Source organism: Halopseudomonas oceani (genome assembly GCF_963677335.1).
Classification (GTDB): Bacteria; Pseudomonadota; Gammaproteobacteria; order Pseudomonadales; family Pseudomonadaceae; genus Halopseudomonas; species Halopseudomonas oceani.
This window is the reverse complement of record NZ_OY781932.1, coordinates 1,726,368-1,744,964: the sequence shown is the minus strand read 5'-3', so window position 1 is coordinate 1,744,964 and position 18,597 is coordinate 1,726,368. Positions and strand designations below refer to the sequence as shown.

The following is an 18,597-nucleotide window of genomic DNA, read 5'->3' as shown; positions in this document are numbered from 1 at the left end:
GACAGAAAATGACGCAGGAACAGTCACACTTCTTCCTGTGAAACGGTATTCACCAGCGTGATAGGTCGGTGCAGGTAACAGACACGCCACGGGCGCCTCGCGGCGCCCGTGGGTAGGAAGGATAACCTCGACGGGATCAGGTCAGATCGAACCGGTCCGCGTTCATCACCTTGTTCCAGGCTGCGACGAAGTCAGCAACGAACTTCGCCTTGGCATCATCCTGGGCGTAGGCCTCGACCAGTGCCCGCAGTTGCGAGTTGGAACCAAATACCAGGTCCACCCGGGTACCGATCCACTTTACTGCCCCGCTCTTGCGGCAGCGTCCTTCGAACACATCCCCATCGACCGAAGTCGGGAACCAGGCGGTATCCATGTCGACCAGATTGACGAAGAAGTCATTGGTCAGCGCACCCGCGGTGCTGGTAAACACACCGTGCTTGCTAGCGCCGTGGTTGGCACCCAGAACCCGCAGACCACCGACCAGCACGGTCATCTCCGGTGCACTCAGACCCAGCAGCTGCGCCTTGTCGACCAGCATTTCCTCGTCAGAGACGGTGAACTTGGTCCGGCGGTAGTTGCGGAAGCCATCAGCCTCGGGTTTGAGCGGCTCGAAGGATTCAACATCGGTCTGCTCGTCGGTGGCATCGGTGCGGCCCGGCGCAAAGGGTACGGACACGCTGTGCCCGGCATCCTGCGCTGCCTTCTCAATGGCGGCGGCACCACCCAGCACGATCAGGTCAGCCAGCGATACCTTCTTGGCACCGGCGGCATTGAAGTCAGCCTGAATGCCTTCCAGTACCTTGAGTACCCTCGCCAGTTGCTGCGGCTGATTGGCTTCCCAGTCCTTCTGGGGCGCCAAGCGAATCCGCGCACCATTGGCGCCACCACGCTTGTCAGAGTCACGGTAGGTCGAAGCAGACGCCCAGGCGGTCGATACCAGCTCGGCTACGCTCAGGCCCGAGGCCAGCAGCTTGGCCTTCAGCGCGGTGACGTCCTGCGCCTCGATCAGCGGGTGGTCAACCGCCGGCACCGGGTCTTGCCAGAGCAGATCCTCTGCTGGCACTTCCGGCCCGAGGTAGCGCACCTTTGGCCCCATGTCGCGGTGAGTCAGCTTAAACCAGGCACGGGCGAAAGCATCGGCGAACTCTTCCGGGTTCTTGTGGAAGTGCTCGGCGATCTTGCGGTATGCCGGGTCTTCGCGCATAGCCATGTCGGCAGTCGTCATCATGATGCCAACACGTTTGGCAGCGTCCTCGGCATCCGGTGCATGGTCCTTGTCCGCCAGCCCCTTGGCCTGCCACTGATGGGCGCCGGCCGGGCTCTTGGTCAGCTCCCACTCGTAACCGAACAACACGTCGAAGTAGCCCATGTCCCACTGGGTCGGGTTTGGCGTCCAGGCGCCTTCAATGCCACTGGTGATAGCATCGCTGCCCTTGCCACTGCCGTGGCTGCTCAGCCAGCCAAAGCCCATCGCCTCGATCGGCGCCGCTTCCGGCTCCGGCCCGACACTGGCAGCATCGCCGGCGCCGTGTGCTTTACCGAAGGTATGACCGCCGGCGGTCAAGGCGACGGTTTCATAGTCGTTCATCGCCATGCGGGCAAAGGTTTCGCGAATGTCACGGGCTGATGCCAACGGATCGGGGTTGCCATCCGGACCTTCCGGGTTGACGTAAATCAGCCCCATCTGCACTGCCGCCAACGGGTTTTCCAGGTCACGGTCACCAGAGTAGCGGCTGTTCGGCTTGTCGCTGGTGGCGAGCCATTCGCTTTCGGCGCCCCAGTAGATGTCTTCTTCCGGCGCCCAAATGTCAGCGCGACCACCGCCGTAGCCAAAGGTTTTGAAGCCCATGGACTCCAGCGCCACGTTGCCGGCCAGAACGTAAAGGTCAGCCCAGGACAGCTTGTTGCCGTACTTTTTCTTCACCGGCCACAGCAGGCGGCGTGCCTTGTCGAGATTGCCGTTGTCCGGCCAGCTGTTGAGCGGCGCAAAGCGCTGATTGCCGGTAGAAGCGCCGCCACGACCGTCAGCGGTACGGTAGGTACCCGCGGCGTGCCAGGCCATGCGAATCATCAACGGCCCGTAATGCCCGTAGTCGGCCGGCCACCAGTCCTGCGAGTCGGTCATGACGGCAGCGATATCCTGCTTGACCGCCGCCAGGTCGAGCGTCTTGAACTCGGCCGCATAGTCAAAGTCACCGCCCATCGGGTCGGATTTGGGGTTGTGCTGATGCAGGATCGCCAGATTGAGCTGGTTCGGCCACCAGTCCTTGTTCATGGTGCCGCGGCCAGTCAGCCTGGTATTGGAACCATGCATCACCGGGCATCCGCCAGTCTTCTTGTCGCTCATGTCATTCTCCGCTGCAGGTATGGGTATCATGGTCATCGCAGGGCAAGCCTGGTCGAACCGGGTTGCCGTATGTCTGCCACCTGTTGACAAGTTAAGCATGCGAGACAATTTGCGCCATTAACTAAAAACAAAGGTTCTCATAGAGCAGATCTATGACTAGAAGACCGGCGCAGAGGCAGCCGGGGCTTGCGGCGCCTTGCGCCCTGGCGCTGATCAGGTAGCATCGCCGCCTCAACATTTTGCAGGGAGCACGGAAGGTGATCAGAGCCGCTAGTCAGGGCGATACGAAACAGCTTGCCGACATCTGGCTGGCCGCCTCAATCAAGGCGCATGACTTTGTCGAACCGGCCTTCTGGCAGGCACGGCTGGAGGACATGCGCACGCTCTACATTCCTGCCTCGGAGTGTTTTCTGGAGGAGCATCAAGGCCGGGTTAGCGGTTTCTGCTGTCTGGTGGACGACTGTCTGGCAGCGCTGTTTGTCGCACCTGACCGTCAGGGCCAGGGCATCGGTTCTCGACTGCTCGATGAAGCCAAGCGGCGGCGCAAGTCACTGCAGTTGACCGTCTACAAGGCCAATCACGCCAGCGTCGGCTTCTACCAAAAACAGGGTTTCAGGATCACCGCCGAGCAAGTGGACGAGCACACCGGCCATGCCGAGCTGTGCATGCGCTACGACACCCAAGGCGAATAGCTCAGAGCGGAAAGTTGGCGGAAGGACATGGGAGTCGAACCCACCAGACACGCGTTGCGCATCTCACCGGAGTTGAAGTCCGGGCGCCCCACCGGGGACGATGTCCATCCATTGCGGCGGCAGGCTCAGCCTGCCACCAGAAAACGTTGCTCACGCACGAAGCGGGTCACGCCAGCGCGGTCCAGATACTCCAGCACCTGAATGGTCAGGTTGCGGCCGATGCCCGAGGCATCACGGTACTCGGCGGCGTTAAAGCTGCCGGACGGCGAGTCTGCCACCAACTGCCGTGCGACCGCTACCAAGCCTTCCACCTGTGATGGCAGGTAATAACGGTTGGGTGCCACCGCAATCAGCTCGCCGGCGCGCTGCATGCGCTGCAAGAACGCCTTGAGTTCCCCCAACTCCATGCCTAGTGCGGTGGCCAGTTCGCCGACAATCGGCGGTCGCAGCCCGCCCGGTGCCAGCTCGGCAGCCACCCGCGCCAGCAGCTCTGCATCACCCGTCTGCAACTGCGGCCGGTGATCTGGCAAATGTAACGCCCAGGCTGTGCGTTGCAGCCGCCCCTCGGCCTGCCAGCGTTGCAGCAACTGACGCGCCACCGGCAACGGCAGTTGCAGGCAGCCAACCAGCCCAAGCTGCCCTTCCCCCGGCCCGAGCAATTCGGGATGCTGCTGATGCCAGTCGGCCAGACGCTCGGCCAGCCGCTGCCAGCGTGCTTCGCCGGCCTCGACGGTCAGCGCGACCCGATGACCGGCCGCCGCCAGCACGATCAGGCCCTCAGCCGGCAGCAATTGCTCAAGCTGGTCGGCGGACAGATTCAGTTTCAGCGCCAGTTCCGGCAGCGCCACCGCACTCTGTCGCAGCGCTGCGGCCATGACCTCACCTGGCGTGCTGGCGGCCGCCCCGGCTGACAGCCATGCCAGCCGCTGCGGATGACTGCGGCCACGGCGCATACCCTGCGGGTCCAGCACCCGGCCGCCACCCAGCGTGGTGTTGGCCGCCGGATCGCGAATAATAAAACGATCTCCCCAGACCGCCGCCGCCGGCTGCTCCAGCATCAGCTGCGCCAGGCCCGCCGTCTCATCCAGCAGCACCACCCGCACCGAATGGATCGCCGTACCCAGATGCAGTTGCAGCACGCCCCGGTGCCAACGGCTGTCGGGCAATTGTGTAAGAGAAACGTCCAGCCGGTCACTCAGCGGCAGTACCTGCTCGCTCAGCCAGTCGCCACGCTGGGGCTGTTCCGCCGACACCGCGCCACCCAGATTGAGCGCGCAGCGTTGCCCGGCTTTAACCTCAGCGACCTCACTGGAGGCCCGCTGCAAGCTGCGCACCCGCACCTCCTGCCCATGCAGCCAGAGGTTCTGGCCCACCTGCAGGCGACCACTGACCAGCGTGCCGGTCACCACACAGCCCGCCCCGGCGATGCTGAAGCGCCGGTCGATCATAAAGCGCGCCGGGCTGTCGCTTGGCCGTACCTGCCGCCGTTCGGCTTGCCCCAGCAAGGCCTGACGCAAGACGTCGATGCCCTGCCCACTGGTGCTGGAAACCCGCCATACCTCCGCATTGGGCCAGCCCGCCTCGGCCGCCAGCGCCTGAACCTGTTCGGCAACGCTTTCGCACTGCGCGTCATCGACCAGATCGCAGCGGCTGATCACCAGCGCCAGCTCGCGTACCCCCAGCAATTGCAGAATCGCCAAATGCTCGCGGGACTGCGGCATCACGCCGTCATCAGCGGCCACCACCAGCAGCGCCATATCCACCCCGGCGACGCCCGCCAGCATGGTGCCGATGAACCGCTCGTGGCCGGGCACATCGATAAACCCCAGCGGCTCGCCGGTCTCGCTCGGCAGCCAGGCGAACCCCAGCTCGATGGTCAGCCCGCGGCGTTTTTCTTCGGCCAGTCGGTCGGTGTCCACGCCAGTCAGGGCACGGATCAGCGAGGTCTTGCCATGGTCGACATGCCCGGCAGTGGCGATGATCACCCGGCCGCTCCCAGGGTGGTGCGCAGCACTGCCGGGTCTTCCAGGCAGCGGCAGTCGAGCAGCAGGCTGTCTTCAGCGATACGGCCGATCACCGGCTGCGGCAGCTGACGCAGGCGCTCGGCCAATTGGCGCAGCGCGCGGCTGCGCTCACGGCGGTTGGCGCTGGTACTGCGCAACCGCAGCGCCGCGCTGGGCAACACGTCGAGTGGCAGCGAGCCGGAGCCGATCTGGCTGCTGACCGCACACACATCTACCGCACAGCCCTCCCCTGCCCAGCGCTGCAAATCAGGCAGCAGCGCCTCGCATGTCTGCTGAATCGACTCGGCACTGCGAGTCAGCAGACGCAGGGTCGGTACCCGCTGCACCAAAGTGTCCGGGTCGGCATACAAGCGCAGCACCGCTTCCAGCGCCGCCAGGGTCAGCTTGTCGCAGCGCAATGCGCGCTTGAGCGGGCTTTTGCGGATACGCGCGATCAGGTCCGCGCGGCCAGCGATGATGCCGGCCTGCGGCCCGCCGAGCAGTTTGTCGCCACTGAAGGTGACCACGTCGACGCCTTCGGCCAGCACCTGCGCGACAACCGGTTCGGCCGGCAGCCCCAGCGCCTGCAGGTCGATCAGCGAGCCGCTGCCCAGATCGACCGCCAGCGGCACCTGATGCTCACGGGCAATCGCTGCCAGCTGCGCCTCGTTGAGCGCGGTGCTAAAGCCTTCGATGCGGTAGTTGCTGGTGTGCGCCTTGAGCAGCAGAGCGGTACGCGGGCCCACGGCTTCACTGTAGTCGCGCGGGTGGGTACGGTTGGTGGCGCCGACCTCGCGCAGCTTGCAGCCGGCGCGGGCCATGATGTCTGGCAGGCGGAAGGAGCCACCGATTTCGATCAGTTCACCGCGCGATACCACCACCTCGCGGCGATTCGCCAGTGCATTGAGCACCAGCAGCACCGCAGCGGCGTTGTTGTTGACCACGGTCGCGGCCTCCGCGCCAGTCAGGCGGCAGATCCACTGCTCGACGTGATCGTCACGGTCGCCGCGCTGGCCGCTGGCGAGATCGAACTCCAGATTGCTCGCCCCAAGCGCGACCGCGTTCATCGCCGCCACCGCTTCCGGCGGCAAGGGCGCGCGGCCCAGATTGGTATGCAGCACTGTGCCGGTCAGGTTCAGCACCGGTCGCATGGACGGCGCCAGCGTCGCCAGCAGATGCTGACGCAGCCAGTGCACCAGCGCCTCGTCGTCGCTGATCTCGCCATCGCGCCAAAGCTGCAGCACGGCACGCACACCATCAAGCACCAGTGCGCGGCCGTGATCGGCAATCAGTTGCTGCACCAGCGGCCAGGTCAGTACCCGGTCGACCGCCGGTGGTCGATTGTGGGTGGCCGTCATGCGACCACCCTTGGCTCAGTCTGCGTCGCCGCTTTGCAGCAGGCGCAGAATCTCTGCCAGCGCGCCATCGGCAAGCGCGCGCATTTCATCGTCGGTGCGATCCTGAATCGGATGCGGGACAAAGACCATGGCCGGATCAAAGCCAAGGGCTTTCGACTGCAACGCCGCGGCCTGAACAAATTCACTGGAGGCAACCCCTACTCCCGGGATCTGACGTGACTCCAGGTCTGCGATGTCATGCATACAGCACGACGTGCAAGACCCTCAGTCGGCCAGACCTTCCACCAGCAGATCCACCTCGGTGGCCATCTGCTGCTTGAGTTCGGTCGGGGCAATACGGGTGAAGGTCGGCTTGTTATAGCGCTTCACCGCAATACCCATGGCTGCCAGCTGCTCCTCAATACGATCGAGAAAGACATTGCCGCGTGGTTTGGAAATGTCGAGCAGACCGACCACCTTGCCTTCAAGGCTGGCGGGACGAGCCAGACGCGCACGCTGCGCCGGCGCCTGTTCCGCGGTCGGATCGAGCACAATGCTGTGGTTCATGACGTTACCTCACGTGTTACCGGAGACGAACCGACCGGGCCTGAAGCGGCCCAGCCGGCAATAATGGCGGAGAACAGGCCGGCGGTGCCGCCAGCCCGGACAATCAGCAGCCCGCCCGGACGGAACTTGGGCACCTGCTGATCCTTGAAACGTTCGGGGATACCTTCGGCAATGCCCCCGGCACCGGCCACCAGTTCGGCACCCGGCGCCAGCAGCAGCTTTTCGAGTTCTTCGCGTAGCCGCTGTTTCGACCAGCCGGCCTCAATAAATACCCGCGCATGCTCAGGCGAGACCACCAGCACCGCGTCACCGGCCATCGCCAGCTTGGCGTGATCCACTGTGCGCAGCGACAGCGCAAAGGAGCGGGCCAGCGATTCGGGATCACGCGACTTCTGATCGACGATCCCCTGCACACCCTCACCGGGAAACAGCGTCACTGCCGAGCGCCCGGCTTCGACACCGCGCTCCTGCGCCAGCGGCAGCCAGTCGGCGTCTTCGGCCTCGGCAAAACAGAAACTGTACTTGCCGGGGTTGCCCAGGGTTGCGCGGTCAATCTCGCCCGGCCGGCCACCGCCGACGTTGCGGATAAGCAACTGCAGCGCGCGGCCAATGGTGGCGTTGGCGCGATTGCCCTGCCCCAGCGCGTTGACGCCGGAATTCATGCCGATGGCGCGGGCGGCCGGGCCGTTGACCACAATCATCGGGCTACCAAACATGGTGGTGCAGATCAGCCCGTGCAGGCCAAATTCATCGGTCAGTGCCGCTTCCAGCGCGGCCAGCAGCACCGGCATGTACTCCGGTTTGCAGCCAGCCAGCACCGCGTTGATGGCGACTTTCTCGACCGTCACCGGCACCAGGTCCGGCGGCATCAACCCAACCACGTCGTCGGGCTGGCGGCTGGTGCCCTTGAGCATCCGCAGCACCCGCACAGGGGTCGGCGGCACCACCGGCAGGCCATCGCTCCAGCCGCGTTCGAAGCAGGCTTCCATTGGGTCTTCGGCGCTGCCCATGTCGATCTCGCGCGACTGCAGGCGAATATCGCCAAAGGCCAGTTCCAGTTCCTCGACAATCCCCGGCTCCAGCGTCTTCGAGCCGCAACCCGGGCGCATCACCGGCAGCGCCTCGCCCAGCTCAGCCAGGCCGGTCAGCTGTCGCCAGTCTTCCTTGTGCCAGCCATAAGTCCGCTCGACCTCTTCGCCATTCTCGACCCGAATCAGGGTCGGCACAAACTCGATGCCAAGGTGGAAGGAGTGTTCGAGCGTCTTGTCATACAAGGAGGACGGCAGGTCGGCGGCGTAATCGGCCGAATCCTGCGCGTAGACAGTCAGCGGCCCGGCCTGGGCAATCTCGGCCAGCAGCGGCTCGACCAGTCGACAGGTCGGGCAGTCAGCCTTGGCGACGACGATCAGGCCGTCGGGAAGTGCAGGTTTCATGGGCAGCCCTTTGAGGGTCTTGTGTCTCGTTTAGCAGACAGAATAGGCAGGCTGCCGTCCAATTCCAACCGCAGACAGGCGTCATGGATGCGCTGATTGAAGGGGTATCAATACAAGCGAAGCAGCTCACCAGCGCGCGTAATGGTCCTCCACCAGCCCCCAGGCGCCATCCAGCGTCAGCGTCTCCCCGGCAATCCGCAACTCGCCGCTGAACTGGCCGAAGTGCTGCTTGAAATTGGACGCCAGTAACAGTGCATTGAGCTTTTCCTGACGGGTACCAGCCGGCTCGAACTGCAGATCAAGCTGCCCGTCGGCCGAACGCAGCTGCCAGGGCTCAAGCGGCTTGGCGCGGTCAAATTGAAAGTCGACCATATCGACCTTGATCAGTTGATCGTCCAGCCAGATGCCGTTCTCGGTAAACCCGGTTTCGTTGACCCCGGCCGCCAGGTTAAAGCCCAGCCGCCGGCCATCTGGCAAGCGGCAGGACAAACTGCCCCAGTTCCAGAATGTTTCCCGGCGCATAAAGCCCGTGGTCCAGTCGACTGCCGCCAGCGCGCCGAGCTGGCGCAGATCAAACTGCTGCCCGCGCCAGCTGACGCTGCCGGTGCAGACCCGCGCGGCGGTCTTGCGGGTGAATACCCAGCCCGAGTACCCCGCCCGCGTACACACCGACAACGGCTGCTGGCTCGCCCCCTCGTCAATCCGCGCTTCGACGCGCGTTCCGTCGGCCAGCTCAACCAGCAAATGCCGCACGCCAGCTTCACCAGCAGCATCCACAGTGATTCGGTTGCGCCCTTTCTCGAATACCGCCCGACCACTGCCAGGCCGCGACTCGAACGTCGTGCCACGGGCCAGCGGCTGGAGAAAGCTGAACTCGTCAAAACGCCGGGTATGTGGATCAAACAGGTAGACGAAGGCACTGCTGACCAGCTTCAGATCGACAATCGCCACCCCGACGATCAGTTCCGAGCTAAGCAGGCTGATGAACTGAAACTGGTTCGCGCCAAACCGCCGCGCCAGCTGCGAACGCGGCTTGTCCATCACCGTGCGCAGGTCAAAATCGAGGTAGTTGATCTCCTCCACCCCGTCGGGGAAGAGGCCATAACGGGGCTGACCGGATGCATCGATCAGGCGGGGTAACGCGGGCATTGGCGTGCTCTCTTGTTATTGGCAGAACCGAGCTCGACGAGCTGCGTTCAGTAAAGCAGATGCTGCGTGCCAACCTATCGCATTGACGGAAAAGTGCCAGCGTAATCACTGCGGGAAAAATAGACACTGCACCAACGCCAGCACGCAACTGGACCCCCGCCTGCGCGGGGATGACGTATGGAAGCAGATTTGAATGGGATAAGAGGGCTAGTGCGCTTCAAAGCTTGCATCGGCGCACGGCAGGCCGTGCGCTGTTGAATATCACGGTTATTGCGTATTCGGCAAAACAGATGCCCGTGCCACCCCATCGCATTGACGGAAAAGTGCCAGCGTAATCACTGCGGGAAAAATAGACACTGCACCAACGCGAACACGTATCTGGATCCCCGCCTGCGCGGGGATGACGAGGTTTATATATCAGCATTTCCAAGACCACGCTCCGGAGTTGGCCAGACGTAAGCGGCATTCAGAGTGGAGCCTACCACGGTAATCCAAACCTCCCCGTCATCCCCGCGCAGGCGGGGATCCAGTCACGCGACACCATCAGCCACCACCGCGACCTGCCACCCCACCAAAAGAAAGACACCTCAATGACCAAACACCCCTGCGTCTATATCCTCGCCAGCCAACGCAACGGCACCCTGTACGTCGGCGTCACCAGCAACCTGCTCAAGCGTATCTGGGAGCACAGGAACGGCGTGGTCAGCGGCTTCACCCAGCGTTACCAAATCCATCACCTGGTGTACCTCGAACAAGCCGCCGACATGCTCAGCGCCATCATCCGCGAAAAGCAGCTGAAGCGCTGGAAACGACAATGGAAAATCAACCTGATCGAGCAGGCCAACCCCGCATGGGATGACCTCTACACCACGCTCACGGCCCCCAAGCAGACGTTACCCTGACCACCACCACTTCGGGGCAGTGGTTTATTCGACCACCAGCACGCGATTGCGGCCACTGTGCTTGGCCTGATACAGCGCATCATCGGCACGACGCATCAACTGCTGGTAGTCCGGGTGACCATTGAAACACGCCACACCAACGCTGAGGGTGACACTGATAGTACGGTCCTGAGGCAAGCGAAACACTTCCTGCTCCACACCCCGACGCAATTTCTCGGCCACGCGACGCGCGCCGTCCAGTCCGGTATCGACCAGCAGCATGAGAAACTCTTCACCGCCCAGACGGAACAGGTAGTCCCCGGCCCGGCTACTGTTGACCAGAAGCGAGGCCAACTGCTGCAGAACCCGATCCCCGGCTTCGTGACCATAGCCGTCATTGATCTGCTTGAAGTGATCGATATCCAGCGCCAGCACGGAGAACGGCGTACCGTGGCTGCGGGCATGGCTGACTTGCCGGTTCAGCACCACCGGCAGAAACTTGCGGTTGAGCAGACGGGTCAGCACATCGCGCCCGGCCTCCAGCGCGTTATTCTGCTCGAACAGGTGATCCAGATTGAAGTGAATTGACTTCACCGTTTCCCGCAGCTCGCGCAGGCGTGCGATTCGCTCTGCCGAGTCGCTGTCGAACAACGGCAGGATGACGTCGTCAATCTGCTCCATCGCATGAATGATCTGCCGGGCTTCGGGCGCGCCTTCAAATGCATGCGAGCCCTTGTGTCTGAACCACAGACCAAACTCGGAAGCGAGGATACGCGGCAGATGCTCGCCGGGCTGACCGACCGCCTGATCGAACATCAACTGATTCTCCCAGTCGAACAGCGCAGCCCGTTGGCTTTCCTTCTCGCTGGCGATGTTCTGGGTGACCGAGAACAGCCGATAGGCTTCTTCGTTACGCGAATTGCGATCATGCGAGGTGGAATAGGCGTGGCTCATAATTTCCATGGCCAGATCCACGGTATCGGACATCAATCGCGCCGCATCCAGGTGCTCGCGATCAGACAACTCGCAATCCTCCTGCAACAGCGCGATGAAGCGGTCCTTCAAACAGCGTGCGCCACGCAGCACCAGATGGACCGGGATGTCGATGCGGGCGTGCACCTCTCCAACCTTTTTCTGCTCAGCGATGATCCGCGTCAGCGCGCCCTCACTCTCGCTGTCAAACAGACCTTCCAGCCAACGGCGCATGGACTGACTCAGGCGGCCCTGAACCTGATCATGGGACAGGAACAGTGTCGCCCCCGGATCAGCCAGCATCTCGGTATAGAAGGTCTCGGTCAGGTCGACCGCGTGCCGTATGCAGAAACTCAGGACAAAACGGCGGCTCTGCTCGCTGAAGCGCTGATTCAACAGACTCCATTCTTGTGACAGCTGCTCAACGGACAAACGCGGCATGATTCGAAACCTCAAAACAACGGGTCAGCGATTGTTTCACGCTCACCTGCTGCTGTCATCCGGCGACGGCAGTTGCTCAAGCGCAGCCAGCAACTGCGCTCGCTCCCAGACACTGAGCAACTCGAGCGGATCGGTGCCGGGGCTGTCCCAGGCCTCCTGCCCAACGAAGCGGCCATCGTCCAGCTCGCAGCCCAAACAGTGATGTAGCTCGCCCGCGTCCTTGAACAACGTCACACGGTGGGCATCGATACACACCCGCACCACGCCAGTGTCCACCTCCACCCAGCGCGGGCCACGGTCCATCGTCAGCGCTCTCTGCTGCAGGGCGACATCACGAAACAGCTGGTAAATCTCACGGGCCGCAACAGCGGCAGTGGTTGAATGAACGGACATGAAAATGGATATCTCTGATGATCAGCCATAGCCCTGCCTGCTTGTGGCCGGGTGCCCTGCGCAGTAGGCTGGCTGGCAGCGCTAACGTTCGACAATGATAACAACGAGACCCTCATGAGCAACTCGATACAGACGCACCTGAAAACCGAAGTTATCGCCACCTTTGTCATCAACGCCCTGCTCAACGGTGCCATCGCCTGGGCACTGCTGCACGGCAAGACCGTGCTGAACCTGCGCGGCGAGGAAGGCATCGCGGTTGATCTGGTGATCACCGCCTTTTTGCTCTGCCTATTGCTAAGCTGGATCACCATCGCGCTACAGCGCCGCAAGGTCAGCAGCGGCCAGTTTCCAGCGGTTCCCGCAGACCGCTTCAGCGTGCTGCGCCAGATCATTCGCTACCTGCCGGACCGCCCCTTCGGTGCGGCCCTGTGCATCGGTCTGATGGCAACCCTGGTGTTCGCCGCACCCACCATCGCTCTGTTGGGGCTAGTCGGTATCGAGCAACTGAGCGTCAGCCACTACCTGATCTTCAAGACCCTGTGGGCCGGCCTGATCGCAGCGCTGACCTGTCCGCTGGCAGTGCTGTTCCCGATGTTCAAGCACAACGCGATGGCAGCACCCGCACCATTGGCTGGCGAACCCGGCAACTGATCAGCTCTTGGCTGTCAGTGCCTGCCAGGCGCGGTCGCCGCGCTTGGCACCGAACGCAGCCCACATACGCTGCACGCTCTGATCACGGGTCCAGCGCTGCCCAGCCTCATCGCCCGGTTGCTCGGCCCACTGTGCCGTGGCTTGGTTCATCAGGCTGCGCACCCACTCCGTGGCACCGGCGAGCAATACCAGGCTTTGATCGGCCCCGGCCTCGGTAGCAATCCGCTCCAGTAAGGTGATCGCCGCCAGCATCTGCCGCAGCATCGCCTGCGGCCAGTCACGGGCACGCCCTTCGCGCAGCAAATAGCCCATCAGCGCCGCACTGACGTACAGCTCCTCCAATGCGCCAAAGGGTCGGGCGTAGTCGGTCCAGCCATCACCTGGCAGCATCGCCGTGGCATCAAGCACCACGTCCTGCAACTGCATGCGCGCGGCCGGCAGCTCCGGCATAAAAGCCGCCGGATTGCGCGGGCTCATCGTGACGCCATCGGCCATCGCCGGCATGCGCACCACACTCAGCGCGCCCTGCGGCCCACCGGCCCGGCAGACCACGAAGTAGGCTTCACAATGCTCCGGCATCGGCACCCAACCCTTGTTGCCGTTGAGGCGAATACCGCCGTCGCTGTCGGCCTGCCAGAGGGTCTGCAAATCACGCGGGCTGCGAACGCCCTCCTCGCTGAGACTGAAACCATGCAACCCGCCACCGCTGATCTGCGGAAACATCGCCCGCAACGCCGCCTCGTATCCGGCACTGAAGGCCCAGGCCGCACGATCGGCCTGAAAGCCGCCCATGACCGCCAGTGCGAACGGCGGCAGCTCATCCAGCGGCAACTGCCGCCAATTGGCCAGCCAGTCATCAGCCATTTCCATCGAAGGTGCCTCAACCGGCGCCTTCAGACACCACGGCACAGGGGAAAACGCGCTCACCGGATTTCTCCTCATATCGGTTTTGTTAGCAACGCAGCGAGACTAGCATGACGCACCACCTTCTGGCGCCCAGAAGCCCCTCGCCAGGCCGCCCCAGACCCAAACCTATCCATTCAGACGTCATTCCCGCGCAGGCGGGAATCCAGGGATGAGCCAGCACCCGCAATGGATCCTCGCCTTCGCGAGGATGACGAGGTTGAAGGAGAGGCAGCAGGCGGCTAGGCACGATTAACCGCACCCATAACCTCCCACTACACCGTCATTCCCGCGAAGTCAGGAATCTAGTGATAAGCCAGCACCCGCAATGGATCCTCGCCTGCGCGAGGATGACGAGGTTGAAGGACTGGCAGCAGGCGGCTAGGCACGATTAACCGCATCCAAACCCTCCCACTACACCGTCATTCCCGCGCAGGCGGGAATCCAGGGATGAGCCAGCACCCGCAATGGATCCTCGCCTTCGCGAGGATGACGAGGTTGAAGGAGAGGCAGCAGGCGGCCAGGCACGATTAACCACACCCATAACCTCCCACTACACCGTCATTCCCGCGAAGGCGGGAATCCAGTGATGGGCCAGCACCCGCATTGGATCCTCGCCTGCGCGAGGATGACGAAATTGAAGGACTGGCAGCAGGCGGCTAGGCACGATTAACCGCACCAATAACCTCCCCACTACACCGTCATTCCCGCGAAGGCAGGAATCTAGTGATAAGCCAGTACCCGCAATGGATCCTTGCCTGCGCGAGGATGACGAAGTAATGAGGCGTGCCGGTCGCGTCAGGGGCTCTCCGCATTACAACCACGCCTGATAAAACGCCAGCTCCTCTTCCAGCACCTGCGCCAGATGCGCAGCCTGGCGAAAGCCGTGGCGTTCGTCGGCGAAGGTGACGCAGTGCACGGGCACGCCGTTGTCGTCCAGCGCAGCGACCATCTGTTCGGTCTGGCTGGGCAGCACCACCGCATCGCGCAGGCCCTGGAAGAAGATCACCGGGGTGCGGATGCGGTCGGCCTGGGCCAGAGGTGAGCGTTCCACGTAGCGTTCGGGATGAGTTTCGGGGTCGCCAATCAACCAGTCGATGTAGTCGGCTTCAAACTTGTGGGTCACCGCGCGCAGCTGCAGCGGATCACTCACACCATACAGACTGGCCGCCGCGCGGAAGCACCCTGCCCCAGCCACCAGCGAGCACAGGGTGGTGTAGCCGCCAGCGCTGGAGCCACGGATAAACACCTGCGCCGGGTTGATCCTACCCTGCTGACCGAGATAGTCGACCGCCGCCAGCACGTCTTCCACGTCGGTCACGCCCCAATTGCCCTGCAGGCGCTGGCGATAGGCGCGGCCAAATCCGGTGCTGCCGCGGTAGTTCAGATCGGCGACGGCAAAGCCGCGCTGGGTCCAGAACTGGATGCGATTATCCAGCACCGGGTAGCAGGCCGAAGTCGGCCCGCCGTGGGTGAAGATCAGCAGTGGTGGCGGCTGATCCAACTGCTGGGCGTGATTGCGCGGCGGGTAGAAGAAGCCGTGGGCACTCTCGCCACCCGTGCTCAGATACAGTAGCCGCTCGGGACGCGACAGATCGGCGGCGTCCAGCGCGCTGTCTTCGCCCAGCAGCCGGGTCAGTTCACCGGTGGCCAGTTCGATGCGCAGAATGGCCGCGGTGCAGCTGGGCGACGCGCCGATGCAATACAGCGCCTTGCCGTCGCTGCACAGGTGACGAAAGCGGCTGTAGGCGTGCGCCAGCCGCCGCTCTTCGGCGCTGACCGAATGGCGCAGCGCCAGATGGCCGTATCCGGCCTCGCTCCAGCTCAGCGCCATCCAGCCCTCCTCCAGCGGCAGCCAGGTGTTGCTGCCCTGCTGCCAGGGCGCAGGCGCGTGGTCGGCGGCAATCGCCGGTAACTTGCGCGGGCCGTCAGCCGCAACCTGCCAGGGCACCCAATAGCCACTGCGGTCAGACAGACAACACAACTGGCCGGCACGATCAAAGCGCGGTTGCTGCCATGCGTCATCCGCGCCACCAACCGACTGCACCGCCGCGACACTGCCGTCGTCGGCCAGCGTTGCCCGCATCAGCCGGGTGCGCGTCCAGCTCAGATCGGGGCGATCCCATTCGATCCAGGCCAGCTGCGTGCCGCAGTCGCTGACCTGCGGGCTGTGGTAGAAGTCAGCGCCGCTGGCAAGCAACTGGCGAGCGCCGTCCAATCCGATGGCGACCAACCGGTGCTCCACTCGCCCCGGCAGATGCGCCTCTTCAACCGCCAGCACGCGGCGGCGCGCAAGGTCGGCGCAGAGTCCGCCGTAGCGGCATTCGGGGTGATTGGTCAGGGGTTCAAGGCGCTGCCCTTCCGGGCATTGCAGATACAGCTGCTGATCGGCTTCGTTGACGAATACCAGCAGGCAGTCCGGCTCGTACTCGCCGGGCAGCACGCAGAAGCTGCCGCCGCCGTACTCATACACGCGGCTGCGTACAGAATGGCCTTGGGGGGTAATGGTGCGGGTGACGCCGTCCTGCCAACGCTGCAGCACGCTGTCACCCTGCTGCGGGCGGAAGGTCAGCCACCAGAGCGCGCCGTCGGCACAGCACAGATCGCTGTAGTCAGCGCTGGCGGCGACCGCCTGCGCTGCACTGAAGTCGCTCGGCCAGCTGCCGGGCAGGGTTGCATCAGACCTTGCAGATGATCCTCGAGGTACGTTCATTACGGAAGGTCAACTCCTCTATCCCCAGCTGGGGCTGCTCTGCTTCGGCTCTGGCCTGCAGAATCTTGTGATGGTGTGGCGACTTGCTGCACACCGGGTCCGCCTGGGTGGCATCGCCGGTCAGCAGATACGCCTGACAACGACAGCCGCCAAAGTCCTTCTCCTTTTCGTCGCAGGACCGGCACGGCTCGTTCATCCAATCATAGCCGCGAAAGCGGTTGAAGCCGAAAGAGTCATACCAGATGTGTGACAGGCTGTGCTCGGTCACGCTGGGGAAGCTGACCGGCAGCTGCCGCGCGCTGTGGCACGGCAGCGCGGTGCCGTCCGGGGTGATGGTCAGGAAGATATTGCCCCAGCCGTTCATGCAGCCCTTGGGGCGCTCTTCATAGTAATCAGGGGTGACCAGAATCAGCTTGCACGGATTGCCCTGCTCGACCAGCTTCTCGCGCCATTGGTTAGTGACCAGTTCGGCGTGATCCAGCTGCGCCTTGGTCGGCAGCAGTCCGGCGCGGTTCAGGTGCGCCCAGCCGTAGTACTGACAGGTCGCCAGCTCGACAAAATCCGCCTCCAGCGCCACGCACAGCTCGATGATGCGGTCGATCCGGTCGATGTTGTGCCGATGGGTCACGAAGTTGAGCACCATCGGGTAACCCGCCGCCTTGACCGCACGCGCCATCGCCAGCTTCTGCTCAAACGCCTTGCGCGAGCCGGCCAGCATGTTGTTTATCTCGGCATCAGAGGCCTGAAAGCTGATCTGGATATGATCCAGCCCGGCCTCGCGGAAGGCCTCGATTTTGGCCTCGGTCAGCCCCATGCCGGAGGTGATCAGGTTGGTGTAAAAACCCAGCTCACGCGCCGCGCCGATCAACTCGGCAAGGTCTTCGCGCACCAGCGGCTCACCACCGGAAAAGCCCAGCTGCGCTGCGCCCAGCGCTCGCGCCTGGGTGAACACGTCGATCCACTGAGCCGTGCTCAACTCACCTTTGTGGTTGGCAAACTCCAGCGGATTCGAACAGTACGGGCACTGCAGCGGGCAGCGGTAGGTCAGCTCGGCCAGCAGCCACAGCGGTGGCCCCTGTTCAGCGGATGTGGAGCCAGTGTTGAGCATGGGCCACCTCGATAAAGGCCAGAACGTCTTCGTCCAGTCCCGGCACATTGGGAAACTTGTCTGTCAGCGTGTCGATGATGTCGGCGACCGGCCGCTGGCCATCCACCAGCAGCAGCACTTCAGCGGCGCTCTCGTTCAGCTTGACCATGCCCTCCGGGTAGAGCAACACGTGGCTGTTCTGCACCGGCTCCCATTGCAGACGAAAGCCGGGGCGCAGCACCGGCGTGTTGTCACGCACCACCGGGGTCATAGCGCGATCCCCCGGTGCCAGACCTTGTCGGCCGTGACCGTGTGATACGGCGGGCGCTCCAGCTCGTAGGCCATGGTCATGGCGTCGAGCATGCTCCAGAGCACGTCCAGCTTGAACTGCAGAATTTCCAGCATGCGCTGTTGCGCCTCCCAGGTGGTGTAGTGATGCAGGGTAATGCGCAGGCCGTGCTCGACGTCGCGGCGGGCCTCCTTCAGGCGCTTGCGGAAATAGTCGTACCCGGTCGGATCAATCCACGGGTAATGCTGCGGCCAGCTGTCCAGCCGCGACTGGTGAATGTGCGGGGCAAACAGCTCGGTCAGCGACGAACTGGCCGCCTCCTGCCAGCTAGCCCGGCGGGCGAAGTTGACGTAGGCATCCACCGCAAAGCGCACGCCCGGCAGCACCAGTTCCTGCGACAGCAGCACCTCGCGGTCCAGCCCCACGGCCTCGCCGAGGCGCAGCCAGGCCTCGATGCCGCCCTCGCTGCCCGGCTCGCCATCGTGGTCGATGATGCGCTGAATCCACTCGCGGCGGGTGTCGCGGTCCGGGCAATTGGCCAGAATCGCCGCGTCCTTCACCGGAATGCAGACCTGGTAGTAAAAACGGTTCGCCACCCAACCCTGAATCTGTTCGCGGGTTGCGCTGCCGTCGTACATGGCAACGTGGAACGGGTGATGAATGTGGTAATAGCGGCCCTTGTCGCGCAGGGCCTGCTCGAATTCGGCAATACTCATCGGCTCGCGCTGCATGGCGGCCT

At 63.5% G+C, this 18,597-nt stretch carries 16 protein-coding genes and 1 tRNA gene; 3 read left to right on the top strand and 14 right to left on the bottom strand.

From position 1 onward, the window contains the following. Window positions 1-136 precede the first annotated feature (136 nt). A complete protein-coding gene (katG, locus tag ACKPCU_RS08255; protein WP_321351327.1) occupies window positions 137-2,347 on the bottom strand; it encodes a catalase/peroxidase HPI in 2,211 nt (736 codons plus the stop codon). Between the two features lie 257 nt (window positions 2,348-2,604). Between katG and ACKPCU_RS08250 the strand changes: the two genes are divergently transcribed. After that, window positions 2,605-3,039: a GNAT family N-acetyltransferase gene (locus tag ACKPCU_RS08250; protein ID WP_321351325.1), complete on the top strand. Its 435-nt coding sequence runs from the start codon at window positions 2,605-2,607 to the stop codon at window positions 3,037-3,039. Window positions 3,040-3,054: 15 nt separating this feature from the next. Here the strand turns inward: ACKPCU_RS08250 and ACKPCU_RS08245 are convergent. From ACKPCU_RS08245 to ACKPCU_RS08220, 6 genes are all read right to left on the bottom strand, one after another. Further along, window positions 3,055-3,149, bottom strand: a tRNA-Sec gene (locus tag ACKPCU_RS08245). Window positions 3,150-3,164: 15 nt separating this feature from the next. Beyond that, complete coding sequence (gene selB, locus ACKPCU_RS08240) at window positions 3,165-5,024, bottom strand: selenocysteine-specific translation elongation factor (protein WP_321351324.1); 1,860 nt, start codon at window positions 5,022-5,024, stop codon at window positions 3,165-3,167. Continuing rightward, complete coding sequence (gene selA, locus ACKPCU_RS08235; RefSeq protein WP_321351322.1) at window positions 5,021-6,400, bottom strand: L-seryl-tRNA(Sec) selenium transferase; 1,380 nt, start codon at window positions 6,398-6,400, stop codon at window positions 5,021-5,023. The genes selB and selA overlap by 4 nt, the downstream gene beginning before the upstream one ends. A 15-nt stretch (window positions 6,401-6,415) precedes the next feature. Then, window positions 6,416-6,946: a UGSC family (seleno)protein gene (locus tag ACKPCU_RS08230; RefSeq protein ID WP_280527924.1), complete on the bottom strand. Its 531-nt coding sequence runs from the start codon at window positions 6,944-6,946 to the stop codon at window positions 6,416-6,418. Continuing rightward, window positions 6,943-8,379 (bottom strand): thioredoxin family protein, encoded by a 1,437-nt coding sequence (locus ACKPCU_RS08225; RefSeq protein ID WP_321351319.1) that lies wholly within the window; start codon window positions 8,377-8,379, stop codon window positions 6,943-6,945. The genes ACKPCU_RS08230 and ACKPCU_RS08225 overlap by 4 nt, the downstream gene beginning before the upstream one ends. Window positions 8,380-8,505: 126 nt before the next feature. After that, complete coding sequence (locus ACKPCU_RS08220) at window positions 8,506-9,528, bottom strand: DUF2804 domain-containing protein (RefSeq protein WP_321351317.1); 1,023 nt, start codon at window positions 9,526-9,528, stop codon at window positions 8,506-8,508. 590 nt (window positions 9,529-10,118) lie between these two features. Between ACKPCU_RS08220 and ACKPCU_RS08215 the strand changes: the two genes are divergently transcribed. Next, window positions 10,119-10,430 (top strand): GIY-YIG nuclease family protein, encoded by a 312-nt coding sequence (locus ACKPCU_RS08215; protein WP_321351315.1) that lies wholly within the window; start codon window positions 10,119-10,121, stop codon window positions 10,428-10,430. Window positions 10,431-10,454: 24 nt separating this feature from the next. Here ACKPCU_RS08215 and ACKPCU_RS08210 read toward each other — a convergent pair whose 3' ends face one another. Together ACKPCU_RS08210 and ACKPCU_RS08205 are read right to left on the bottom strand one after the other, a co-directional pair. Further along, complete coding sequence (locus ACKPCU_RS08210) at window positions 10,455-11,822, bottom strand: diguanylate cyclase (protein WP_321351313.1); 1,368 nt, start codon at window positions 11,820-11,822, stop codon at window positions 10,455-10,457. A 42-nt stretch (window positions 11,823-11,864) separates the two neighbouring features. After that, window positions 11,865-12,215 carry a DUF7693 family protein gene (locus tag ACKPCU_RS08205; RefSeq protein ID WP_321351311.1) on the bottom strand — a complete coding sequence of 117 codons (351 nt, stop codon included), beginning with the start codon at window positions 12,213-12,215 and terminating at the stop codon, window positions 11,865-11,867. Between the two features lie 114 nt (window positions 12,216-12,329). On the opposite strand from ACKPCU_RS08205, the gene ACKPCU_RS08200 reads away from it, so the two are divergent. Then, window positions 12,330-12,866, top strand: coding sequence for a hypothetical protein (locus ACKPCU_RS08200; protein ID WP_321351310.1), 537 nt, complete (start codon window positions 12,330-12,332; stop codon window positions 12,864-12,866). On the opposite strand, the gene ACKPCU_RS08195 is transcribed toward ACKPCU_RS08200, so the two are convergent. The 5 genes from ACKPCU_RS08195 to pqqC form a co-directional block, all read right to left on the bottom strand. Continuing rightward, complete coding sequence (locus ACKPCU_RS08195; RefSeq protein WP_321351308.1) at window positions 12,867-13,793, bottom strand: acyl-CoA dehydrogenase family protein; 927 nt, start codon at window positions 13,791-13,793, stop codon at window positions 12,867-12,869. It lies immediately after the preceding gene. 790 nt (window positions 13,794-14,583) lie between these two features. Further along, a complete protein-coding gene (locus ACKPCU_RS08190; RefSeq protein ID WP_321351306.1) occupies window positions 14,584-16,482 on the bottom strand; it encodes an alpha/beta hydrolase family protein in 1,899 nt (632 codons plus the stop codon). Continuing rightward, window positions 16,448-17,590 carry a pyrroloquinoline quinone biosynthesis protein PqqE gene (gene pqqE, locus ACKPCU_RS08185; RefSeq protein ID WP_321351304.1) on the bottom strand — a complete coding sequence of 381 codons (1,143 nt, stop codon included), beginning with the start codon at window positions 17,588-17,590 and terminating at the stop codon, window positions 16,448-16,450. Before pqqE ends, ACKPCU_RS08190 begins: the two co-directional genes overlap by 35 nt. After that, window positions 17,562-17,840: a pyrroloquinoline quinone biosynthesis peptide chaperone PqqD gene (gene pqqD / locus ACKPCU_RS08180; RefSeq protein WP_321351303.1), complete on the bottom strand. Its 279-nt coding sequence runs from the start codon at window positions 17,838-17,840 to the stop codon at window positions 17,562-17,564. The genes pqqE and pqqD overlap by 29 nt, the downstream gene beginning before the upstream one ends. Beyond that, window positions 17,837-18,589, bottom strand: a complete 753-nt coding sequence (gene pqqC, locus ACKPCU_RS08175) for a pyrroloquinoline-quinone synthase PqqC (protein ID WP_321351301.1) — start codon at window positions 18,587-18,589, stop codon at window positions 17,837-17,839. Before pqqC ends, pqqD begins: the two co-directional genes overlap by 4 nt. Between the last annotated feature and the right edge of the window lie 8 nt (window positions 18,590-18,597).